This is a genomic window from Shewanella sp. 10N.286.51.B7 (genome assembly GCF_002873615.1).
Taxonomy (GTDB): Bacteria; Pseudomonadota; Gammaproteobacteria; order Enterobacterales; family Shewanellaceae; genus Shewanella; species Shewanella electrodiphila.
Genome location: NZ_MCUF01000055.1, coordinates 1 through 23012, shown reverse-complemented (window position 1 = coordinate 23012; position 23012 = coordinate 1). Strand labels below are relative to the sequence as shown.

At 43.0% G+C, this 23012-nt stretch carries 19 protein-coding genes; 9 read left to right on the top strand and 10 right to left on the bottom strand.

The window, feature by feature from the left end; genetic code table 11:
* The first annotated feature begins 185 nt into the window (after positions 1-185).
* The 3 genes from BCU84_RS15085 (at position 186) to gltS (ending at position 4396) form a co-directional block, all read left to right on the top strand.
* A complete protein-coding gene (locus BCU84_RS15085; protein ID WP_102528899.1) occupies positions 186-1787 on the top strand; it encodes a DASS family sodium-coupled anion symporter in 1602 nt (533 codons plus the stop codon).
* Positions 1788-1827: 40 nt separating this feature from the next.
* Positions 1828-2841 carry a helix-turn-helix domain-containing protein gene (locus BCU84_RS15080; protein WP_102528898.1) on the top strand — a complete coding sequence of 338 codons (1014 nt, stop codon included), beginning with the start codon at positions 1828-1830 and terminating at the stop codon, positions 2839-2841.
* A 325-nt stretch (positions 2842-3166) separates the two neighbouring features.
* Entirely contained in the window at positions 3167-4396 is a 1230-nt protein-coding gene (gene gltS, locus BCU84_RS15075; protein ID WP_102528897.1) for a sodium/glutamate symporter, read from the top strand.
* Positions 4397-4526: 130 nt separating this feature from the next.
* Here gltS and BCU84_RS15070 read toward each other — a convergent pair whose 3' ends face one another.
* From BCU84_RS15070 to BCU84_RS15055, 4 genes are all read right to left on the bottom strand, one after another.
* The gene (locus BCU84_RS15070) at positions 4527-5258 is read right to left on the bottom strand and encodes an SDR family oxidoreductase (protein ID WP_102528896.1); all 732 of its coding nucleotides are present in this window, start codon (positions 5256-5258) and stop codon (positions 4527-4529) included.
* Positions 5259-5335: 77 nt separating this feature from the next.
* Complete coding sequence (locus BCU84_RS15065; RefSeq protein WP_102528895.1) at positions 5336-6136, bottom strand: PhzF family phenazine biosynthesis protein; 801 nt, start codon at positions 6134-6136, stop codon at positions 5336-5338.
* A 448-nt stretch (positions 6137-6584) separates the two neighbouring features.
* Positions 6585-8414, bottom strand: coding sequence for a phytase (locus tag BCU84_RS15060; RefSeq protein ID WP_102528894.1), 1830 nt, complete (start codon positions 8412-8414; stop codon positions 6585-6587).
* A 10-nt stretch (positions 8415-8424) separates the two neighbouring features.
* On the bottom strand, positions 8425-11163 hold the full coding sequence (locus BCU84_RS15055) for a TonB-dependent receptor (RefSeq protein ID WP_102528893.1): 2739 nt from the start codon (positions 11161-11163) through the stop codon (positions 8425-8427).
* A gap of 455 nt (positions 11164-11618) precedes the next feature.
* On the opposite strand from BCU84_RS15055, the gene BCU84_RS15050 reads away from it, so the two are divergent.
* Entirely contained in the window at positions 11619-12446 is an 828-nt protein-coding gene (locus BCU84_RS15050; protein ID WP_157936229.1) for a GGDEF domain-containing protein, read from the top strand.
* Positions 12443-13474 carry an AraC family transcriptional regulator gene (locus BCU84_RS15045; RefSeq protein ID WP_102528891.1) on the top strand — a complete coding sequence of 344 codons (1032 nt, stop codon included), beginning with the start codon at positions 12443-12445 and terminating at the stop codon, positions 13472-13474. Before BCU84_RS15050 ends, BCU84_RS15045 begins: the two co-directional genes overlap by 4 nt.
* Here the strand turns inward: BCU84_RS15045 and BCU84_RS15040 are convergent.
* From BCU84_RS15040 to BCU84_RS15025, 4 genes are all read right to left on the bottom strand, one after another.
* Positions 13471-14655: an NAD(P)/FAD-dependent oxidoreductase gene (locus tag BCU84_RS15040; RefSeq protein WP_102528890.1), complete on the bottom strand. Its 1185-nt coding sequence runs from the start codon at positions 14653-14655 to the stop codon at positions 13471-13473. The genes BCU84_RS15045 and BCU84_RS15040 overlap by 4 nt on opposite strands.
* A gap of 125 nt (positions 14656-14780) precedes the next feature.
* A complete protein-coding gene (gene gpsA / locus BCU84_RS15035; RefSeq protein WP_102528889.1) occupies positions 14781-15797 on the bottom strand; it encodes an NAD(P)H-dependent glycerol-3-phosphate dehydrogenase in 1017 nt (338 codons plus the stop codon).
* A 5-nt stretch (positions 15798-15802) separates the two neighbouring features.
* Entirely contained in the window at positions 15803-16291 is a 489-nt protein-coding gene (gene secB, locus BCU84_RS15030; protein WP_102528888.1) for a protein-export chaperone SecB, read from the bottom strand.
* A gap of 209 nt (positions 16292-16500) precedes the next feature.
* Positions 16501-16935, bottom strand: a complete 435-nt coding sequence (locus BCU84_RS15025; RefSeq protein ID WP_102528887.1) for a rhodanese-like domain-containing protein — start codon at positions 16933-16935, stop codon at positions 16501-16503.
* 363 nt (positions 16936-17298) lie between these two features.
* Here BCU84_RS15025 and gpmM point away from each other — a divergent pair, with 363 nt between their 5' ends.
* The 4 genes from gpmM to BCU84_RS15005 all read left to right on the top strand — a co-directional run bounded on the left by gpmM (position 17299) and on the right by BCU84_RS15005 (position 22019).
* Positions 17299-18831: a 2,3-bisphosphoglycerate-independent phosphoglycerate mutase gene (gene gpmM / locus BCU84_RS15020; RefSeq protein WP_102528886.1), complete on the top strand. Its 1533-nt coding sequence runs from the start codon at positions 17299-17301 to the stop codon at positions 18829-18831.
* A gap of 10 nt (positions 18832-18841) precedes the next feature.
* The gene (locus tag BCU84_RS15015; protein WP_102528885.1) at positions 18842-19975 is read left to right on the top strand and encodes a peptidoglycan DD-metalloendopeptidase family protein; all 1134 of its coding nucleotides are present in this window, start codon (positions 18842-18844) and stop codon (positions 19973-19975) included.
* Positions 19976-20051: 76 nt separating this feature from the next.
* Positions 20052-21254, top strand: a complete 1203-nt coding sequence (locus BCU84_RS15010) for a S41 family peptidase (RefSeq protein ID WP_102528884.1) — start codon at positions 20052-20054, stop codon at positions 21252-21254.
* A gap of 12 nt (positions 21255-21266) precedes the next feature.
* Positions 21267-22019, top strand: coding sequence for a divergent polysaccharide deacetylase family protein (locus tag BCU84_RS15005; RefSeq protein ID WP_102528883.1), 753 nt, complete (start codon positions 21267-21269; stop codon positions 22017-22019).
* Here BCU84_RS15005 and BCU84_RS15000 read toward each other — a convergent pair.
* Together BCU84_RS15000 and BCU84_RS14995 are read right to left on the bottom strand one after the other, a co-directional pair.
* Entirely contained in the window at positions 21994-22449 is a 456-nt protein-coding gene (locus BCU84_RS15000) for an Rrf2 family transcriptional regulator (protein WP_102528882.1), read from the bottom strand. The two genes, BCU84_RS15005 and BCU84_RS15000, sit on opposite strands and share 26 nt — an antisense overlap.
* 30 nt (positions 22450-22479) lie before the next feature.
* Entirely contained in the window at positions 22480-22731 is a 252-nt protein-coding gene (locus BCU84_RS14995) for a YkgJ family cysteine cluster protein (protein WP_102528881.1), read from the bottom strand.
* Positions 22732-23012 lie beyond the last annotated feature (281 nt).

The window sequence follows — 23012 nt, the reverse complement described above, 5'->3', positions numbered from 1 at the left end:
CAATTACAGGCAAACCAAAAAACCTTTAAAAACAATCAAATATCACAAGTAAAAAACCACACCGATAGTTAGTTAAAATATTAATTAAAAACTATTAAGATAATTTATTGATCTTGATCCATTTTTATTACGGCTTTAACGGTTATGGTTATTGCAAATGGAATATAGCTTAAGGTCACAACAAGATGAGCAAAGAGATAACTGATAAGATTGATCCACTTGATATGAACCAATACAAAATGGAACGGCTACCTGTCAGATCAAAAACTAACTTCGAGTTATGGTTAGCTAAAAGTGGTATATGGATAGCGTTGGCGGCATTTATCTTTTTACTGACGGGCAACCCAGCCTCTTTTTTGACAGATTTTGACTCATCAATGTTAAGCAAGTCAGCTGCAGAACATTTTCACAATGTCGGCCTGACTGAATTTAGCTGGCATGGGCAGGCGATGTTAGCCATTTTCTGCACTGCGGTTATTTTATGGATTACTGAACCAATCCCCAATTATCTCACCTCATTAATGGTCATTATTGCCTTAGTTCTGACCGGTGTACTGCCTGAACGCCAAGCCTATGCCCAGCTTGGGCATCCAATTATGTGGTTAAACATTCTATCTTTCATCCTAGCTTCCATGTTGGTGTCTTCGGGTGCTGCAAAACGCTTTGCCTTATGGTTTATCTGCCGTTTTGGTACCAGTGCGACACCGATTTTTTACAGTTTTATGGTGATTAACTTAGCCTTGTCTGCCTTTATTTCTGCGACCACAGCAAAGGCTGCGATTTTGATGCCTATTTTTATGGTGATTGCTGCGGTCTATGGCGCAAGAGGCGGAGAAAATAAAAACAACTTCGGCCGAAATTTAGTCCTGCAAAACCTATTACAGATTAACTTATGTGCTGGTGCGTTTGTCACAGGCTCAGGTGCTAACCTATTAGCTGCAAGTCTGATTGCAGGCGCTATTGGCGGCAGTTTCTTCTTTGCCGACTGGATGATAGTCGCCATGCCAATTGTCATCTGCATGATTGTGATTGGCTGGTTACTGGCAACGAAGGTCTTTTTCCCACTGTCACCTGAAGAGCGCCTGCCACAAATCGAAGGAGGGATGGAACGCTTACAACAAGAATTAGATAAAATGGGTAAAGTCTCGTTCCGTGAGATTAAATCTATCGTGATTTTTGTGACTATTTTAGTTTTTTGGGCCACCGACAAATACCACGGCGTCAGTGCAACTGCGATTGCATTCATTGGGGCGATTGTCGCATTAAGCCCGCGTATTGGGGTTGTGAACTGGAACCAAGTCGATGTTCCTTGGCATTTATTACTGTTCTCTGCAGGTGCATACACTCTAGGTGCAGGCTTTAAGCAAACTGACTTACCTAACCTTGCGGTTAACTTTAGCCTTGAATACTTTGGCTTAGATGAATCAACACCATTTAGCGTGTTCTATATTATGCTAACCGGCGCGATGCTATTAAGCTCACTCGTATTCCAATCTAAAACCATGCGCACTATGCTGTTTGTGCCCATTGCCATTGGTATTGCTCAACGTTTTGATTTTCCAATTATGAGCTTAGCTCTACCTGTGGCGCTGTTAATCGAGCACGTTTATGTGCTGCCATTTAACAGTAAGCCAGCTTTGCTGCTTTACTCAACCGATCAATACAGCTTAAGTGACAGCTTTAAGTTTGGTTTTACCATGTTGATGATTGGTTGGGCTACCAGTATTTTAATGGGTGAAACTTGGTTTAAGTGGTTAGGATATGCCCCTAACGGTGTTTTTTGGTAAGATGGATTTTGTGGTAATAACTTAACGATAATAAGCAGATATGAATTCAAATAAAAATGAAATTCGCAGTAAACTCGCTCTGCTTCAGTTAGCAACTGAACTGGGTAGCATCAGTAAAGCCTGCGACATTATGGGTTATAGCCGTGACAGCTATTACCGCTTTAAAAAGCAATATGAAGAAGCAGGTGAACGCGGGCTTAAAAACCTTTCACGCAAGAAACCTGCGCTTAAAAACCGTGTATCACAAGAAGTTGAAGACCAAGTCATCGAAATCGCACTCGATTACCCTAATTATGGTCAAGCGAAAGCTGCGGAACTTCTGACTGCCCGTGGTTGTACTATTTCCGCCAGCGGTGTGCGTACCATTTGGGTGAGGCACAATCTTGAAACCAAGAAAAACCGCCTAGTGGCGCTTAATAGCCGTTTACGTCAGCAAAACCAGCTTAGCTTTAAAAGCCAGCATGATATGGAGCAGCTTTATAAACTCGAGCAAAATGAATCAGCGTTAGATTGTAAATACCCAGGTGATGTTTGTGTGCAAGATACCTTTAGTATTGGCAATGTTGATCCTATGGGTCAGCTCTATCAGCACACTTTCATTGATGCTTATAGTCAGTATGCCATTGCGATTATCAGTGATAATAAAGACTCAAGTACTGCAGCGAACTTTTTGCAATCTACGGTTCAGCCATGGTACATGCAGCAACAGATCAAAATTAACAGCCTACTGACCGATAGAGGGGCTGAATTCTCTGGTAAACAAAGTGCGCCATTTAAAGATTTACTCGACCACGCTGATATCAACCACATTCAAATGCGTGCCTATAATGGCCCTGTGGTTAACGGCTTAGCTGCTCGTTTTCAACAGCTAACCTACGATGAATTTTATGCGCCATTTTTAAAGAATCATCGCATTACGACTATTGAAGAACTCAACCAACAATTACAAAAATGGTTAGACCGCTATAATCATCAATATGCCATTGCTGGCCGCTATACCTTAGGTAAAACCGCCGTTGAAGTGCTGCAATTAAGCAAACACTTAACTAAGTGATCACCTAACTAAATACACTGCTAACTAAATACACTGCTATCTAGCTGACTCCTAAAACCACCCTATTTCGGTGGTTTTTTATGTAACCTCTTCAGGCAAAGTTCTGCTATCACTTCAAGATGATCATTTTATGAGATATCCAATGTGTTTGGCGATAAAGCCTCCTCGCAGTTGTAACCTAAAATCAGTAACGCAAAACACAGTCTTAATCTCACAACGCTGTTTTTAGGGCTTAGTGGTGATTGCTGCTATCAATGGTTTGAGTATGTATGTCAAACTATTGCGATTAATCACACAGTATTCTTAAAGTTAACAAGGAAGTATTATGGAATTTGCTGACGGCATTGTGCAGTTAAACTCTTTCTTTACTGTCACGGTAGGGATTATCGTGCTGTTTATTGGTAGACGTTTAAATCAGGTTGTGGGCTTTTTAAAAGAATTTAGTATTCCTGAGCCCGTTTCTGGCGGGATCATCTTTTCTATTTTATTCACCCTTATTTATGCAGCCACCAGCATTGAAATCAACTTTGATCTAATGGCCAGAGATGTCTTACTGGTGTACTTTTTTACCACTATCGGTATTAATGCCAGCTTAGGCGATTTACTCAAAGGTGGTAAGCCTTTAGTCATTTTGCTCATTGTCACTATTGGTTACATGATTTTGCAAAACCTTACCGGTATAGGTGTAGCAACCTTGTTTGGTCAAGAACCGATTGTCGGTTTACTCGGTGGCAGCGTGTCATTGATTGGCGGCCATGGTACCGCCATTGCCTGGGCACCAAAAATCCAAGAACAATTTGGTTTATCCAGCGCCATGGAAATTGGTATTGCTAGTGCCACATTCGGGTTAATTCTTGCCAGCTTAATGGGCGGGCCCATTGCCAAATACTTGATCAATAAACATCAATTAAAACCTTCAGTTGATTTAGAAGCTGCAAATACGCAAGGTAAAGAAACCGAAACAGCCGTCAAAATGACTTCGTTTGATTTCTTAGATGCCCTATTAGCGATTCATATCTGTGTGATTTTAGGGTTTCTGTTAAATGAAGTGGTCAGCAGTTTAGGGCTAGACTTACCCTTGTTCGTGACTTGCCTATTCGCTGGTATTGTAATAAGCAATTTAATTCCTAAAAGCTACCCACGTATTACTGGCACTGCTTGGCCTAGCCGTACTGCAGCGATTGATCTCATTGCTGATATGTCACTAGGAACGTTCTTAGCGATGTCATTAATGAGCATGCAATTATGGACATTAGTGGATTTAGCTGGACCTATCTTTGCCATTCTTGGGATGCAATTTATTGTGGCTATTGTGGTCAACTTATTCATCGTGTTTCCTGCAATGGGCAAGAATTATGATGCCGCTGTGATTTGTTCAGGCTTTGGTGGTATCTCACTGGGCTCAACACCAACAGCGATGGCTAACATGTCAGCAGTCTCAATGCGCTATGGATACTCTGCTCAAGCCTTCATCATTGTGCCGTTGGTTTGCGCCTTCTTTATCGACTTAGCCAATGCGTTAATCATCCCTTACTTTATTGGTCTAATGCAGTAATCTGCTAGCGACTTACTGAAATCAATCACTCATTAAAAAGGGAAGCAGTTGCTTCCCTTTTTAATTGCCATAAACAAATGCAGCCTATACAGAAAACTTAGTAATACACTTATAGCATTCTGTTCAATGGCTACTTACCACCAGCGATGTCAACAAATGAGCCTGTGACATAACTAGCCTCATCCGATAATAACCACGAAATGGCATTCGCCACCTCTTCAGGCGCACCACAGCGCTGTAACGGGGTGGTTGCCCCCAATCGTTGTGCACGTTCTGGCTCTCCGCCATCAGCATGAATACTGGTATCGATTAGCCCAGGACGAACACCATTAACCCGTATGCCATTGCCTGCAACTTCCAATGATAAGCCCTTAGTTAATGAATCTATCGCACCTTTTGAGGCTGCATAATCAATATACTCAAATGGCGCACCTAGGCGAGATGCCGCAGAAGATACATTGACGATTGCACAACCTTGCTGCATCACTTTTAGGGCTTCACGACAACACAAAAAACAACTAGAGACATTAGCGATGAGAACGCTATTGAATCGCTCAAGACTCATATCGACTAGGTTTGATTGTTGATATAAGATGCCAACGTTATTAACCAAATGTGTCACTTGTCCTAAAGCTTGCTCAATTGATAAAAAGAGTTGTATCACTTCTGCTTCTACGGACACATCTGCTTGTATCGCAATGGCTTTACCACCTTCAGCCTTAATTGCTGCTACAACATCATCCGCTGCATTTTTCTGACTTCGATAATTAACACACACAGCATACCCTTGGCGTGCGAGTAACTTTGCCGTCGCAGCACCAATTCCTCTACTTGAACCTGTTACTAAGGCTACTTTTTTCATATATTCACTTCCGTATGATGTCACGAGTCTTGAGTAGATAAAGACACCTTGGCACGCTTAAGCTAAGCGTTATCGACTTAAACATAAATCGTCCCTAACAGATACAAAGTGCCATAGCCTGAAACCAACACACGGTCATTGTCTATCTGACAATATAAAACCCCGCTTCTCGCAGAGGCCTGCTGAGCAACAAGTGCGGTTTTATTTAATATGCTAGACCAATAAGGTGCTAACCCCGCATGAATAGATCCTGTAACCGGATCTTCGTCACCGCCATTTGCAGGCCAGAAATAGCGAGAGATAAAGTCATGTTTACTGTCATCATCGGCTTTTGCTGTTACGACCACATCAAAAGGTGCAAGCCGTTTGAGCGTTTCCGACTGATATTGTATGTCTTTGACTTCATCAGCTGACGCCATAACAGCAAAGTAGGCTTGCTCGCTTTTTAGGACGCTTTGCGGCTTAATGGATAAGCCCTCATATAAGTCTTCTGGTACCACTTCAATTGGTGAAGGGGCGAGATTAGGAAAGCTCATTTGAATACGCATGTTAGTTAATTGAGTAACCTGAAGCTTGCCGACCTTTGTGGTCAAAAACTCAAGCTCACCATCACAACCTAAATGGTTAAACAACACAAATGATGCTGCCAAAGTTGCATGGCCACAAAAATCTATTTCAGTGAGGGGTGAGAACCAGCGGATCTCATATTGGTTAATACCAATTGCTTTAATAAAAGCGGTTTCAGATAAGTTATTTTCAGCAGCAATATTTTGCATTAACTCATCATCAAGCCAGTCATTGATAGGAATAACAGCGGCAGAATTGCCCTTAAAGTTTGTATCGGTGAATGCATCCACCACATATATCTCTAATTCCATGAGTTTGCTCCCATTCCTTTAGCCGCTCTAATTTAATGAGCAAACGCTTGCTGCAGCTCATTCAATAGCAATCAATTTAAACGAATTTAGCCTGCCATGGCTATAGGAAGGTTATAAAACATTTTCATGTCCAATGCGCTAAAACAGCCATTAATTTATGGGTATTCAGGCATAGATTATAAAGGGCATCGGATGAAATTATAGACCGTATAGATACCCTTCAGCCTATGTTTCGCTAGATAAGAGCTACGGGTAAAGAGCGAGTCGAGCGCTTAACTCGTTGCACGACACCAAAAAACCAGTTGCATGCTATAAAATATTGTTGATTGCCATGCTGACAATAAAGCTGATTGCGTTGCCACAATCAGCTTACTTCAGAGCACGGCTATCACCAATTCGCAGACAACTAACTCAACCAACGCCTCCGTCGGTTAGCAGCGCTATATGGTTAAGGCAAATTCAACTTCTGTTGCACTATCTGCCAAGGCACCCATTTAAAGTTTTGATGTTCGTCAGGCAGTCTGTTGCGGCCATCTTGCACCACCAACATACCGTCAGACCATACCCCAGTACCTACCGCACTCGACGTTACCGCTAAGCCATCGGTTTCGGCGCTACCATCATGGCCTTTTGAGCCATTAACCCCAATCCGAAAGCGGCTGACATAAGCAAATGGCGGCTGAGCATCGTACAGCAGATAACTGTCATTACCTTGGCTCGACACCACTAAATAAGCATCACCATTGGGGTGCTGATAAAGATCTAACCCTTCAATGTCGGCCACCAAAGGACCACCAGCAATAATGATCATGTTCCCTTGTGGCTGACTGCCACTGAGATCAAACAGCCAAATGCCGACATTTTCCTCACCGACAAACAATCGCTGAGTGCGATCATCGACCACACAACCTTCCGGTTGGCTAGGTACAGTAAAACGCTGCACCTCTGTGGCTTTAAGGTGGTCGTTGTCCCATGTTAACGCCAGTTGACTAATCAGCCCTGACTTGTCATTGGCAAAGGCGTAAAGGCTATCTTCGGTGGGTTGGTACAGACACAATCCGTAGATGTCGCTAAGACTGGTCGCTTGCTCCAGCAATTGAGTCAGCTGGCCTTGGCCATCAATCGCAAAAATACTCAAACTATTGCGGTCACGGTTACTTGCCACAGCAATATCCCGATACTCGCCACCTAACTTAACCCGCTGACGAATATCGACATTGTTCACTCGGCCGGCTGCTAATTGTTGTACCTGATTGCCCTGCATATCAAAGCTCAGTAAGCCCCAGCGTTTATTAGTGCCCAATATGCGACTGAGACTCGGCTCAGTAGGGTGAACCCAAATAGCAGGGTCATCCATAGTGTCGCCAGCACGGTCGGCAATGGCACTTTCCACTTGTGTCGGGATCTCGACGATAAGCTCGTCCGGCGCTGATGTCAGAGGCTGAAACGGCCACTCGCTTTGGTAATAGCTTTTATCACTATCAACAAGATAAGTGATCTGCTGACCATCAACAGCAAAGCTTTCTATATCATCGATGCCCAAATTGGCGCTAAATAAGCTATTACCATCAATGTCAAACACTTGACCACTATTGTCGCTCAGTAGTATTTGTCCAGCAAACTGGCCGATATCGATGTAGTCATTATCACTATGGTGTAGCACTAACTGTCCTTCTGCTGGGCTATTCGGCGCTGCTGGGTATTGCCATACGCCCTGCTGGTTTTCCACTACATATAACTGCTCAGCATCTACGGTACATGTCAGTGCGCCCATCACCACCGATAAACTACGTAACAATTGCGGCTGCCACTGCTGTTCACTCATTAGCAGCCATTGCTCCGCTTGGCCCTCTTCATTACCTATCCAGGCATACAAGTTCTTGTCAGCGGCGCGGGGCTGCAAACACAGCCAATCGACCTGAATTTGTCGCTTGGGCAGTAATGGCAAGCGCTGCATATTATCGACATCAAGTTTAATTCCCTGTACTTGGTCTACTTGCATATCGTAAGTCAGTGCAATATCGCCCCAGATATCAAGGTGTTCAAACTGACCGGGTACAATGTTTTTCAGCTCGCCATCTGCCAACACGAGCCCCTGCTGTTCACTGGCAAACAGCCAGTTGTCGCGCCATTTGGCCGCCTGACTGCCCGCGGCGGGCCCAACAAGCGTCAACTTATCGCTCGTCGCCGTTACTGCAACAGCAATGCCGCTGACACACAGACCGCCGATAGCAAGCCATAAGTAACTATTTTTAATATTTTTTATTGTTAGATTCATGAATCAATCCCTACATATTGATGTACTGAATGCCTAATTGGAAAGTACGACCGTACTCTTCATATTGGGCGTTGTAGCGTGATTGACCGGTATAAGCGTAATAAGGCTCATCTGTTAAGTTGATCCCTTTAAAGTAAACCGTGACGTTTTCAGTGATATAACCTTTGGCAACAAAATCCCATTGGGTGTGGGAATCTTGATAGATGTCAAAATCAGCATCATCAAGCTCTGAGACTTCAATCAAGTACTCTGATTTATAAGCTGCTGATAAACGCAAACTAACATAACTATTTTCATATCCAAATGAGGCATTTGCCGTGAGTTCTGATTGACTCGGCAGTGGGATATCACGGCTTTGCTTACCATCATCTTGCCAAGAGATCGTGGCAGACGAATCGCTAGCGGTGACATTGGTGGTAAAGATAAGGCCACGCCAATCTTCTGGCATAAAACTAAAATCTTGCACATAGGTTAGCTCAACCCCAGTGATATTAGCCTCATCACCATTAGTGAAGGTATTGGCTTTATCGAAGTCTTGATAAGGACCATAACCGCCTAAATCTGCTTCATAGATAAAATTGTTTATGTCTTTGTAAAAACCGCTGGCCGATAAAACGCCGAGGCCGCCCATGTAATGCTCAATGCTCAAGTCCCAGTTCATTGACTCTAGGGCTTCAAGATCTGGATTACCAAAGCTGGCTTCTAGCTCATCATCGTCGACTTCAATGAGATAACCCGGCGCTAGCTGACCAAAGGTCGGACGCACAATAGTATTGCTCCACGAGGCGCGCACGACAGTATTATCGCTGTACTTATAATTGAGATGCAGCCCTGGCAACCAGTGTTGATAGTCTCTATCGGTTTCGCTGGCAAAAAACGCATCTTGGCTTTCATCAAAACCAGAGCCTTTGGTGTGCATATCGGTATGCTCAAAACGCACCCCTGCTAGCACGCGTAATTGATCAATGTCGACATGCCCCATCAGGTAGGCGGCACTGATATCTTCATCAATATCAAAGTCGTTAATGGTCGATTCAATCTCGTCTTTAGCACTGTCGGCATCCATACCATTGACCAAGGCCCATACGGGGGCTGCATTAATGGATGGACCGAAACGGCCTAAATTGTAATCTGGCTCTGGACCGGCATAAGCGCTCATCAGTAATTGGTCATCAGCGATGCCTTGATCGGAAAAGTCCTCATAAATCCAGATGTCTTCACGATTCTCTTTACTGCGGGCGGTGTATTTTCCGCCAAATTTAACTTCTACAGGCAAATCGTTAATCAACCACGTTTTGCTCAGGTCGAAATTCGCTGAGACCATGGTATCCACTGCACTTGAGTCGGCAATTTCCACTTTATCTAATTCATATTGATCTGCACTGTAAAATGACTCAGTTGCAGTCACTTTGGGTATGTGAGTATCATCGACGGCCACATCAGTGAACTCACCTTTAAAATCGGCGCCGCCTATGTGTCTTGGTTTATCTGCAGTCGCTCTGCTCCAACTGGTTTGATAATCCAGCGTCCATTTATCAAATCGAGACTGGCCGCCGAGTACCAAAGAGCCTATCGCTTGATCTTCGCTTCGTGATTTAAGCGAACGAGTGGCTTCTACATCACCACTTTCACCCATTGCCACGCCATCTTCCCAAGCGATTTCATTACCATTGCGGGTTTCAGTGTCATCAAACTGACTATAAAGCGTGCGTAAATACACATCGTTATTGTCATTAGGGCGGTAGTCAAAGTTAACTCCCACACCAATGCGCTCACGGTTAATTTGATAGTCACGCGGCTCCATTTCCTCAAGTAATACCGGTTCATCAAACGCCCATTTACCGCCCGTTTCAACATTGTCAGAACCAAAATCACGGTTATACCAACTTGCAGCGATAGCGACACCCAGACGGTCATCAAAAATATCGCTATAACTGGCAGCTAATTTGGGGTTGGTGTTCTCGGTCAGTTCATCATAGGAGCCTTCGGCACTGATATTGAAGTAAGTATCATCACGATCGAATGCAGATAAGCTTTTAACCTCAATGGCGCCACCTAACGAGTCAGCATCCATGTCAGGGGTTAATGTCTTAGACACTTCTACCGATTGCAACAGATCAGCCGGTAGCACATCGAGTGCCACGGCGCGGCGATCGCTATCTGGCGAAGGCAGTCTAGTGCCGTTCATTGATACTGCATTATAATCTGGCGCCATCCCGCGAATACGCACGAATCGGCCTTCACCTTGGTCGCGCTCTATCGATAACCCCGGTACCCGTTGCAGTGCTTCACTGATGTTTGTGTCTGGAAAATTGCCTAATGCATCTGCACTGAGCACACTCACTAAGTTATCAGCCGCTCGCTGACGATTTAATGATTTGCTCAACGCGCCGCGCTGACCTACCACTTGAATATGTTCTAACCCTTGGCCCTGCAACTGGATCTGGCTATTGCTAATACCGTCTTGCGTTACCTTAATGCGCTCTCGATGAGTCTGCCCACCTAAATAGCTAGCCACTAAGGTATATTCGCCCGCAGCAATTTTGGGGAAGAAAAACCGCCCATCACGATTGGATTCTAGTTTTAAATTTAGCTCTTCAATACTCACTAAGGCACCTTGCAGTGGCAATTGCGTGTGACTGTCTTTAACTGCACCTTCGATACGCCCTGCCCAAGCAGCTGATGGCATGCACAAGCTTGAAGCAAGCAAGGCGATATAAAGAGGGGAAAGCGAACTCTTTAACGTCATGATTTTACATCCTATTGGTTGTTAGCTCTGATGGGCGGCAAAGCTAGATGAAGGATATGACAATGATGTGACGCAGGTATTTCTCCTAGACCCAAATAGGCCTAAATAGCTATGTAACCGAGGGCTTTGAGCTAAAATGACTGGGCTAAACTTGGTTAATTGATATTAGAAGCAGTGTGTTATTTACTCTATAAAAGCCAAATAATGTGCAGGTTTTAAAAGAAAAAAAGCCCATGAACTAGTTTCATATTTATACCAGCCCAAAATAAGTTGAAACTTTTTAAGCAAAACTGACTCGTTGAATGAGCTAGTTTGCCTCCCCTAAATTGACTTAAACCATCACAAAAGCGTCATATAAGCGCGGTAACGTAACTATCACTATAATTAATCACTTATAAACCATGATCCCTAGCTATAGATTTGCCACTTCGATACTCCTAAGCTGCGCTACATTATTGAGCCTGTGTCTACTCCAAGCGCAACTCAAACCTAGTGCCGATATTGACTGGCTCGATATCACCACCGAAGGCGCGCTATTATTACTAGGCTTAAGTTGGCTAGTGCTGGTGTTATCTGCCCGACCTGGCGGTCGTGTCACCCAGCTATTACTGATTGGCTTATTGGGGTATAGCCTTGGCTGCTATATGGATTTACTCGATGAGTTCTTTATTAACGACAGCTTGCCGAGCTGGTTCAATTTAATGGAAAAGCTGCCGACACCTATTGGCTTAGTCACCTTGACCTTTGGTTTATGGCTATGGCGAGAAGAGCAAACCACCATCAACGAGCAGCTGCGAACCCGCGAGCAATTTTATCGCCAACACCAGCTGGTTGATCACCTAACCCAGCTGTGCGATGCCAGAGCCATGCGCCACCAACTCGAGCAACATTTAGCTCAACCCCACGCTATCGCATTGATCATGATTGATCTGGATAATTTTACCCAAATCAACCATCAACGAGGTTTTACCCAAGGCGACCAACTGCTGACTAACGTCGCACAAATGTTAGCTAGTCAGCTTCGTTCACAGGATTTAGTGTGCCGATACGCCGGCGATCGATTTGTTATTATGCTAAGCCAATGCAGCCAAGTCTTTGCAGAAGCCATGGCCCAAGAGCTGGTAAACGCCATCACACCACTGGGCTGCCAAGCAAGCCAAGCGATATGCTTTACCGCCAACAATAACGCTCAACCTTCACTCAACGCTGAGCAACTTATTGAGCAGGTAAACCAAAACCTAGAGCAAGTAAAGCAAGCACAACGATGGCCTAAAGCCGGATGAAATTAACGGCAATTGCCTATGCTGATGATAAATGCATTGATAGCCAGCTACTCGTCGCCAATTTGGTAGCACTGTTCCGGCTGCGGGGCTTATCCACGGCCTCCCTGTTGGCGGGCAGCGCCATTTTCGAACAAGACTTTTGCCAGGCTGAACACAAAATTAGTCCGCTGCAATTGGCTAAACTGGTGAGTAATGCAATTAAATCTTGGCCTACTGACGACCTTGCTTTTATTTTGGGTCAGCAGTGGTTACCAGCCCAAAGTGGTCAACTAAGCCAAGGTTTACTCTGTAGTGAAGACTTAGATCAAGCGCAGCGATTTTGGCAACGCTACCATTGGCTTGTTCAGCCTTGGCTACAGATCTCACGCTGGCAAACCGCCGAACAGCAGCATCTGCTGCTCCAGCAAGACTTAGGTATGCCACAGCTGCAACGCTTTTTCATAGAATTAAGTTTATCGAGCTTAGTATCCAGTTATAAACGTTTAAGTCGCTGCCGCTGGCAAGGTCAGTTCTCACTCCCCTATTCAGCCCCAAGCAATATTGACCAATACTACAAATACCTTGGTGACGAATTGAAATTTAACCAACCTATCTGTGTCGTCAGCGTCAACCAATCTACACTCAAGCAAGCTTTTGAATTACATAATTCGCAAGGTTTTTTACAAGCACAACGACAGCTGAGGCGGCAATATTTAAATGCTGATCGTCGTATTGGTTTGCCAGCAACCATCCGCGCTCTTCTGCTAAGACAAATCCACGCTAATTTGAGTTTGCCCGATGTCGCACAGCAGCTGTGTCTCAGCCCCGCGACACTGAAGCGACGGCTAAAGGCATTTAGTATTAGCTTTCAGCAACTGCAAGATGAAGCCAAACTACAACATGCTATCTACCTGATTGTGATTAACGGCGACAGTAACCTTCATATCGCCAAACAATTAAAATTTGCCGACAGTAATAATTTTCGCCGCTCATTTAAGCGCTGGACAGGACAATTACCTAGCCAGTTTAGATATTGGTTATCAAATTAGATCGATTGCCCTGCAGCCACCCCTGATGACCATGCCCACTGGAAGTTGAACCCGCCGAGCCAGCCACTGACGTCCATCACTTCACCGATAAAGTATAAGCCCGTGACATTTTTCGCTTCCATGGTTTTAGATGACAACTCGTTGGTATCAACACCGCCAAGCGTTACTTCTGCGGTGCGGTAACCTTCGGTGCCATTCATCACGATTGACCACTCATTTAAGTCTCTAGCAATTTGGTCTCGTTCACCGTGCCCTAATTGATTTAAGGCTTTATCCAGATGAGTTGCATCAAACAACGTTTCAACAAGACGCTTTGGTAACCACTGACTAACCGTATTTCTTAAGCTTTGTTTAGGATGATTAGCCAGTGCAGTTTCAATTTTTTCTTTGGCACTTTCATTGGGCAATAAGTTAATACTAATTGCTTGTCCTGCTTGCCAGTAATTTGAGATCTGCAAAATAGCTGGGCCAGATAAACCACGATGAGTAAACAATAGTGCTTCACTAAATTGGGTACCATCTTCAGCGGTTATGGTTGACGGCACAGCAATGCCTGACAGCGGCTCAAAACGCGCTTTTTGTTCACTATGCCATGTAAATGGCACTAAGCCAGCAGTGGTCGGTAACACCTTGAGTCCAAATTGTTCTGCAAGTTTGTAACCGTAAGGTGATGCGCCAAGTTTTGGCATGGATAAGCCGCCTGTAGCAATCACTAATGAATCACAGCTAAATTCACCATTGGAGGTTTGCACTTCAAACTGTCCTTGGGCATTTTTCGCCACACTCATGATCTCAGTGCGCAGCTGTACTGTAGCGCCCGCCCAATCACATTCAGTCATCAACATGGTGACGATTTCTTTGGCTGAATCGTCACAGAATAACTGCCCGTGGTCACGTTCATGGTAGTTAATACCATGACGTTCAACTAACTCGATAAAATCCTGTGAACGATAGCGGGCTAGTGCAGACTTAACAAAATGGCTGTTGCCACATAAGAAGTTATGCGGCTCTACTTTTTGGTTGGTAAAGTTACAACGACCACCACCGCTGATAAGAATTTTTTTACCTGCCTGTTTGGCGTTATCTAACACCAGTACATCACGACCTCGATAGCCTGCAGTTGATGCACACATTAATCCTGCTGCGCCTGCGCCAATAATAATTATGTCGTGATGTTTCACAGGTTTACTCTCTTATTCGTTAAGCGCCTTACGGCAATCGATTAGCATATTTTAGTGGCGGATTTTTCATCAGCCACAAAAAAGGGCGCTATATTAGCACCCTTTTCGTTGTATTCACACTTGCACTAGCTTGAGAGTGTTTCAGACTTCTGTTCGCGTCCTAGTAGCTCTTTGGCTGCATCTACAGGGGCTTTACCTTTATAAAGCACTTGATAGATTTGCTCAGTGATTGGCATTTCAACACCAAGACGTTTAGCTAAAGTGTAAACCTCTTTAGTATTGCGATAACCTTCAACCACTTGGCCAATTTCTTCTTGGGCGGTATCGACATCGCTGCCTTTACCTAGTGCCAAGCCAAATCGACGATTCCGAGATTGATTATCTGTACAAGTCAGCACTAAATCACCTAGGCCCGCCATACCCATAAAGGTATTAGCATCCGCATTTAATGCGACGCCTAAACGTGTTAGTTCAACTAAACCACGGGTGATCAATGCAGTACGAGCATTAGCGCCAAAGCCAATGCCATCTGACATACCCGCGCCAATTGCGATAACGTTTTTAACAGCGCCACCCAATTGTAAGCCAGTAAAGTCATCATTTGCGTAAACACGTAAACGTTTTGGGCTATGTAATAACTCTACCAAATCATGAGTAAAGTCGGTACACGTTCCCGCTACCGAAATAGCTGTCGGCATACCGGCAGCAAGTTCTTTGGCAAACGTTGGTCCTGATAATACTGCTAATGGAAATTTCTCACCAAGTTGCTCACGAGCAACATCTTGCAGTAATCGACCTGTTTCAGGCTCTAATCCTTTAGTGGCCCAGACAATGCGCGCATCATCTCGTAGTAAAGGTTTGGCCTGTTTCAGTACTAAACCAAATACATGGCTTGGTACTACAACCAAAACATTTTTACTCGCAGCAAGTGCTTTGCCTAAGTCGGTTTCTAATTCAAGTGTGTCAGGAAAGGTAATTCCTGGCAGAAATGCATTATTAGCGCGCTCTTTGGCTAGGGTTTCCATGTGCTCAGGCTCATGGCCCCATAGCAAGGTCTTATGACCGCTGCTTGCAAGGGAAATGGCAAGAGCAGTGCCGTAAGACCCTGCTCCTAATACTGTAATCTCGGTAGTATTATCCATATTGATTAAGCGTTTGCTTCTTCAGCAGCTGGAGCTGCTGCAGCGTCTTGCTGACGTTGTTGAACGTACTGAGCGAATAACGCATCAAAGTTAACAGGTGCAAGGTTAAGCTGTGGGAAAGTACCACGAGCAACTAAGTTGCCTACAGTTTCACGTGCATATGGGAATAGTACGTTAGGGCAGTAAGCACCTAATGAATGAGCAAGTTGCTGTTCAGTTAAACCAGTGATAGAGAAAATACCAGCTTGTTGAACTTCACATAAGAATGCAGTTTCTTCACCGTTTTGAGCTGTAACAGTTAAAGAAAGAATCACTTCATACACGTCATCAGAAAGTTTGTTGCTACGAGTGTCTAGGTCTAGCTTAACTTCTGGGTTCCATTCTTTTTGGAAAACAGCTGGGCTGTTTGGCGTTTCAAATGAAACGTCTTTAGTGAATACGCGTTGAATGTTGAATTGTGGTGCTTGTTCTTCGTTGTTAGCTACTTCAGCCATGATTTTCTACCTTCAAATTGTGTTTTAGCTCTTCTATGAAGCTAATTTTAGATTTGGGCTTTTATTACTAAAATGCAGCTGATGCCATATTTTAGTCCATCCCGATTAAAGTTGATCTAACTAGTTAACAAAACGCCTGTAAGCCCTTTATACAAGTAGGATCTTGTTCTACTCGCTAATATTGTCATCAGCGAGTAGCTGGTTACCTTTTACTTCTTACCTTTAACAGTCGGTAAGTTAGCCGCAGTCCAGTCACCCATACCGCCTTTTAGGTTACTGACATTTTCAAAGCCTTGCGTAACAAGAAGTTGAGCTGCTTGCGCAGACGTCATACCAGCATTACATACAGTAATAATGGGACTGCTTTTATACTTTTCAAGGCTTGTCGCTTTATTATTTTTAATTTCAGACAAAGGCACATTTAACGCATCTACGATGTGGCCTTTACGAAACTCTTCTTGAGAACGAACATCAATGACTTTACCGTCTTGTTTGTTCATTAACATGGTCAATTCTTGCGTATTGATATTAACGACTTTAGAGGTTGCAGCTTTAATCGTAGTCACGACTACCGCAATGAACAAACCAACCCACGCAATACTCAATACTGGGTTTGCTTGAAAAAATTCAATATATTCTTGCATCTTCTCTGCCTACTTTAAAAATGGCTAAAATTAATAAGCCACAGAGTATACCGATTGCGTCTTTATAATGCAGCAAGTTCAAGCCTATTACTCGACTCCAATGATTTATTAGTGCCACTTTACCTAAGAAAGATTGCATTTAGTTAACAAGCAAAGGTCAAATCCGCAGTAATTATGCTTTTATTGCAAATAATTCATCAAGCCTCCCAGCCACTCAGACAACGCCATGGCTATTGAAATAACCTCTCTTAGAGCAAAGCTGTAAGTAAATTACTTTTTCAGCGCCTGCATAAGTAGTAATATCGATACCATTAAAATTTTAACTTTCTCATCAACTTTTAACTTTCAAATAGAGGTATTTCCATGGCGACTCAAAAGCGTCCATTGGCACTCCTTATCTTAGATGGTTGGGGTTACCGCGAAAATACGCATCAAAATGCTATTTTTCACGCTAACACTCCCGTTTTAGATAAATTGAATGCTACTTATCCACACAGTTTAATTTCAGGCTCAGGTTTAGATGTAGGTTTACCTGATGGTCAGATGGGTAACTCTGAAGTGGGTCATATCAATATTGGTTCTGGCCGTATTGTCTATCAAGAACTGACACGTATTACTAAGTCGATTGCAGATAATGAATTCACTCAAAACGCTGCTTTATGTGAATCTATCGACAAAGCAATTAGCAATAATGGCGCAGTGCACATCATGGGGCTGATGTCTCCAGGTGGTGTCCATAGTCATGAAGATCACATTGAAGCTATGTGTCGAATGGCAGTTGAACGTGGCGCAACTAAAGTGTACTTACACGCTTTCCTAGATGGCCGAGATACACCACCTCGCAGTGCAAAAAATTCATTGGCGCATTTTGATGAGTTATTTAACAGTTTAGGACACGGTAAAATCGCTTCATTGATTGGTCGTTACTACGCAATGGATCGTGATAACCGTTGGGATCGCGTACAAAAAACCTATAACCTCATCACTCAAGGTGAAGCTGAATTTAACTACTCTAATGCCGTTGAAGCATTAGAGGCAGCATACGCCCGTGATGAAAATGATGAGTTTGTTGCAGCAACCACTATTGGCGAAGCTGCTCATTTATCTGACGGTGATGCGCTTATTTTCATGAACTTCCGCGCTGACCGTGCACGCCAAATTACTCGCAGCTTTGTAAATGCTGACTTCGATGGCTTTGAGCGTAAAGCGACGCCTGACGTCAATTTTGTGATGCTAACAAACTATGCCAACGACATTAAAGTCCCTGTGGCATTCCCATCAACAGATTTGGTTAATACCTTAGGTGAGACTTTACAAAACCAAGGTAAAACTCAGTTACGCATTTCAGAAACTGAAAAATATGCTCACGTAACCTTCTTTTTTAATGGCGGTAAAGAGCAACCATTTGAAGGTGAAAGCCGCGAACTGATTAAATCTCCAGATGTAGCAACTTATGATCTTCAACCTGAAATGAACTCAACAGAGCTAACCGATAAGCTGGTTGCTGCAATTGAGTCAACAGACTATGACGTGATCATTTGTAATTACCCTAACGGTGATATGGTTGGTCACACAGGAAACTTCGATGCCGCAGTAAAAGCATGTGAAGCTGTAGATGCATGTATTGGCCGTGTGGTTGAAGCGTTACAAAAAGTGGGCGGCGAATGTTTAATTACCGCCGATCATGGTAATGCTGAGCAAATGACCAATGAAGAAACAGGTCAAGCACATACCGCCCATACCAGTGAACTAGTCCCATTCATTTATGTTGGACGTGATGCCACTATCGAAGAGGGCGGCCGATTGAGCGATATAGCGCCAACTATGTTAACCTTGATGGAACAAGAAGTGCCATCAGAAATGACAGGCCACTCAATCATTAAACTCAAAGAGTAAATAGCCACTCGTGAAAAAACGACTATTGTTTAAAGCCAGCATACTTGCTGGCTTTCTGATACTTTCATCATCAGTTCAAAGTGCCGATCTGAACAAGCGTCAGTCTGAGCTTAAAGCTATTCAAGCACAGATTAACCAACAGCAAAGCTCTTTGAAAGACAGCAGCCGCCAACGGGAAAAACTCATTTCGTTACTCAAACGAGATGAGCAAGCTATTTCTAGTGCTGCACAAAAAGTAAATTTAACTCAAGCGTCTCTCAGTCAAGTTAATAGCAAACTCAGTGAGCTAGATGTAGAAAAAATTCAACTAGATAAACGCCGTACAACACAACAAAAAACCTTATCTAAACAACTTTCAAGTGCCTATTTAGCCGGTAATCATGACTACTCAAAAATGATGCTGAACCAGCAAAATCCCGCAACAGTTGAAAGAATGCTGGCTTACTATCAATATCTAAATAACGCCAGAATTGCCGCTATTACAAATCTAAAGAGCACCATAGAGCAATTAGATACCGTTAAGACTCAACAAGTTGAAGAACAGCAAAAGCTGAATGCATTAATCATTGAGCAAAAGCAACAAGCTGAGCAACTCAATAAAGAACAAAGCCAACGTCAGCAAACTTTAGCGCAGATCCAGCGCACCCTTACTAGTAAAGGTGCGGAACTGGAACAAATGCAAATAGAAGAGGCCAGCTTGAAGCGCCTCATTGAGCAAGCGTTACTTGCCGCTAAAGACAACCCTCAAATGGATGGCTTAGCTAAAAAACGTGGACAATTAAATTGGCCAACAAAAGGCCACTTAGCCTCAAAGTTTGGTAGTCGTCGTTCAGGTCAAATCCGTTGGAAAGGAGTGGTAATAGCCGCCCCTGAAGGACGTAACATCACAGCCGTTGCACCAGGCACTGTAATTTACGCCGATTGGTTACGCGGTTTTGGTATGGTGATGGTCGTTGATCATGGTGAAGGTTATATGAGCCTTTATGGCCACGCACAGGCGTTATTAATCCAACCAGGTGAAACGGTGCAGAAAGGTGAATCAATTGCCCTTGTCGGGAGTTCAGGCGGACAAACAGAATCTGGCCTATACTTTGAAATACGACACAAAGGGCAAGCCGTTAACCCAGCGAAATATTGTCGATAATCATCAGGCTATAAAAGCCTAATTCGCTGAAATAACCGACGCCCTGAATATACCTTAACGGTATTAAGGGGCGATTATGATGCAATTTGCACGCTATTTATTATGTTTTCTATTGGGTATTTCAGTTGCTTTATCAATGAGCTTATCAAGTTCAGAGCAACACTATAAATATGAATCTGAATACAGTTACACGCTGCTATTAGATGTTATCGACACAATTCACACCTACTACTTCAACGATGTTGATCGAGAAGATTTAATCGAATTCGCCATCGATGGCATTTTTACAAACCTTGACCCATATTCCGGCTTTTTGGATTCTGAAGACTACCAAAGCATTAACGATAGTAATAGTGGGCAGTATTTCGGCTATGGTTTTGAAGTGGCAACCGACGACGATCAAATCACTATCATTACTCCTTACCCCAATTCACCTGCAGCAAGAGCAAACTTACAGCCAGGCGATAAAGTACTACAGCTAAACGATACCATTATTGATAGCAGTAACTTAACTGACGTATTGATGGACATAAAACAAAATAGTAATAATAAACAGACAATTAACTTAACCATTGAACGTGAAACTGACTCGCCATTCAAGCTTTCATTAGATCCAGAGCTTATTCATATAGAGTCTATCAACGCTAAAATTATTAAAGGTAATATCGGTTATATACAGTTAAATTCGTTTCAACACGACGCGACTAGCGCCATTATCAAACAAGCTAAACTTTGGAAAAATGAATCATTAAGTGGACTTATTTTGGATGTTAGGAACAATCCGGGTGGCTTATTGGGTCAAGCAATTAGTATTGCGGATCTGTTCTTGAAAAAAGGGTTAATAGTCTCAACTGAAGGGCGTTTTTTTGATGCCAATGAAGTTTATTACGCATCTCAACCAACTATTTTCGAAGATATCCCAATGGTGGTATTAATCAATAAAGGCTCAGCTTCAGCATCAGAAGTGCTGGCAGCAGCACTGCAAGAAAACGAACGAGCAACACTTGTAGGTGAAACAAGCTTTGGTAAAGGTACAGTACAAAGCCTAATACCCATGTTAGAAATGGATAATGCGATAAAGCTAACCATTGCAAAGTACAGCACGCCTGATGGCAATGACATTCACAGTAAAGGTATTGAACCCGATATTAAAATTTCAAACGAAGCTATTCTAAATTCTGATTATCTGGATATAATTGAGCAAACAACTGCGCAATATGATGAACCACAGGATGGTCAGATTTCTTCAGCTATTGCATGGATAACTACTCATAACTAAAAAGCAGACTCTGTGCGCAAAATATTTTTTGGATTAGCTCTACTCATTACTGGACACGTACAAGCCGCAAACATCGCTATCATCATTGACGATATAGGTTATCGTCAATCAGATGAGGCTGTGCTGACGCTCCCTAATACAGTCACCTTATCAGTGTTACCTCATACCCCTTTAGGCCAAACATTGGCTCAACAAGGGCATAATCAAGGTAATGAAATTATGCTGCATATTCCAATGCAGGCATTAAATGGTAAAAAATTGGGAAACGGTGGTTTAACTAATGATATGGATGAGCAGCAATTAAAGCGTCAGCTTAAAGCATCTCTCGAAAATATTCCTTACGCCAAAGGTGCCAATAACCATATGGGCAGCCTATTAACTCAGTTAGATAATCCAATGAACTGGTTAATGGAAAGCTTAAAGAAAAAGGATTTGTATTTTGTTGATAGCGTCACCACTCGTTACAGCAAAGCGAGCGATAAAGCCCTGCAATATGGAGTGCCGTTACTCAGAAGAGAAATCTTTTTAGATAACGATGTCAGTGAACAAGCGTTAGAGAAACAATTCACTCAAATCATTAAGAAAGCAAAAACTGAAGGGAGTATTGTTGTAATCGCGCACCCTTATCCGGAAACAGTGCGCTTTTTAAATAAAAACCTACATAGATTGGAAGGTAAAGGTATCGACTTAGTCCATACCTCAAAACTTTTGCCAGTTTCAATGGCTAAGAACGAAGGAACTAGTTCAGCTCAAGTACTGAGATAGACAGATCTGGCAGCGTTTCCATTAACTCGTCTGAATTTTTTACTATATCAGCTAGAGTACACTGATTTAATACTTCCATATAAGCAGCAACAGCCTCAGCTAATATGCCCTTTAAGCTACAAGCAGGCGTAAAGCGGCAATAAGGTTCAGTGCAGTTAACTGGGGCTAATGATGGCTCAAGTTCACCCACTAATTTACCCAGATTTATCTCAGCAGGCTTTACCGCCAACTTAAACCCACCGCTTTTTCCTCTAATGGTTTGGATATAGCCAAGCTTGCCTAGATGATGAATAATTTTTGCAACGTGATTCGATGACAGCTCAAAGACAGTCGTGACTTCCGCAATACGAAATAACGTTTCTCTTTGTGGCTGGGCAGCGACGTACATTAAAATACGAATGCCATAGTCTGTATATCGTGTTAGTTGCATAAGTTAATTCCAGGCTTAAAATTTATCTGCTTAAGATGTTGATGATTCAAGTTCAGTGATCAACCATAAAGCTTGTTCATTCGTCGTACTGCACACGTCAATTGTGGCTGTAAACTCAGCACAAACCTTTGGCCTAGATGGGTCGCCAAACAGCTTACATAAGTTATCGTCATTTAATTGAATACAACGCTCACCAGCAGGTTTACCCTTTGGCATGCCAGGGATCGGACTAGTAATAGAGGGCGCAATGCAACAAGCACCGCAGCCGAGACGACAATCCATAATTCTACCTAAGCGTTAAAGCAGCAATATATCTTACTAATGCCTAATATAAAAACATCTTTTGTATAAAAAGCACATAAAATACATCTTTAAGTTTAAAGTGGGAGTTCTGTACAATTTTATCTGATAAACATCTGACAATCATTGCTATGAGCTCAGTCATTCATCACTTATAAACGCACTACTTTTATGCATTTTATCAATCTAGTTAGGTAAATTACATTAACCTACATCATCAAAAGTGCACAGAGCTATAAACTTCAGACACGAAAAAGCCCTAA

Excerpts from the sequence above, each read along its gene's own strand:
- BCU84_RS15085 (WP_102528899.1), top strand. The coding sequence starts at position 186 with ATGAGCAAAGAGATAACTGATAAGATTGATCCACTTGATATGAACCAA.
- BCU84_RS15080 (WP_102528898.1), top strand. The coding sequence starts at position 1,828 with ATGAATTCAAATAAAAATGAAATTCGCAGTAAACTCGCTCTGCTTCAG.
- gltS (WP_102528897.1), top strand. The coding sequence starts at position 3,167 with ATGGAATTTGCTGACGGCATTGTGCAGTTAAACTCTTTCTTTACTGTC.
- BCU84_RS15070 (WP_102528896.1), bottom strand. The coding sequence starts at position 5,258 with ATGAAAAAAGTAGCCTTAGTAACAGGTTCAAGTAGAGGAATTGGTGCT.
- BCU84_RS15065 (WP_102528895.1), bottom strand. The coding sequence starts at position 6,136 with ATGGAATTAGAGATATATGTGGTGGATGCATTCACCGATACAAACTTT.
- BCU84_RS15060 (WP_102528894.1), bottom strand. The coding sequence starts at position 8,414 with ATGAATCTAACAATAAAAAATATTAAAAATAGTTACTTATGGCTTGCT.
- BCU84_RS15055 (WP_102528893.1), bottom strand. The coding sequence starts at position 11,163 with ATGACGTTAAAGAGTTCGCTTTCCCCTCTTTATATCGCCTTGCTTGCT.
- BCU84_RS15045 (WP_102528891.1), top strand. The coding sequence starts at position 12,443 with ATGAAATTAACGGCAATTGCCTATGCTGATGATAAATGCATTGATAGC.
- gpsA (WP_102528889.1), bottom strand. The coding sequence starts at position 15,797 with ATGGATAATACTACCGAGATTACAGTATTAGGAGCAGGGTCTTACGGC.
- secB (WP_102528888.1), bottom strand. The coding sequence starts at position 16,291 with ATGGCTGAAGTAGCTAACAACGAAGAACAAGCACCACAATTCAACATT.
- BCU84_RS15025 (WP_102528887.1), bottom strand. The coding sequence starts at position 16,935 with ATGCAAGAATATATTGAATTTTTTCAAGCAAACCCAGTATTGAGTATT.
- gpmM (WP_102528886.1), top strand. The coding sequence starts at position 17,299 with ATGGCGACTCAAAAGCGTCCATTGGCACTCCTTATCTTAGATGGTTGG.
- BCU84_RS15010 (WP_102528884.1), top strand. The coding sequence starts at position 20,052 with ATGATGCAATTTGCACGCTATTTATTATGTTTTCTATTGGGTATTTCA.
- BCU84_RS15000 (WP_102528882.1), bottom strand. The coding sequence starts at position 22,449 with ATGCAACTAACACGATATACAGACTATGGCATTCGTATTTTAATGTAC.
- BCU84_RS14995 (WP_102528881.1), bottom strand. The coding sequence starts at position 22,731 with ATGGATTGTCGTCTCGGCTGCGGTGCTTGTTGCATTGCGCCCTCTATT.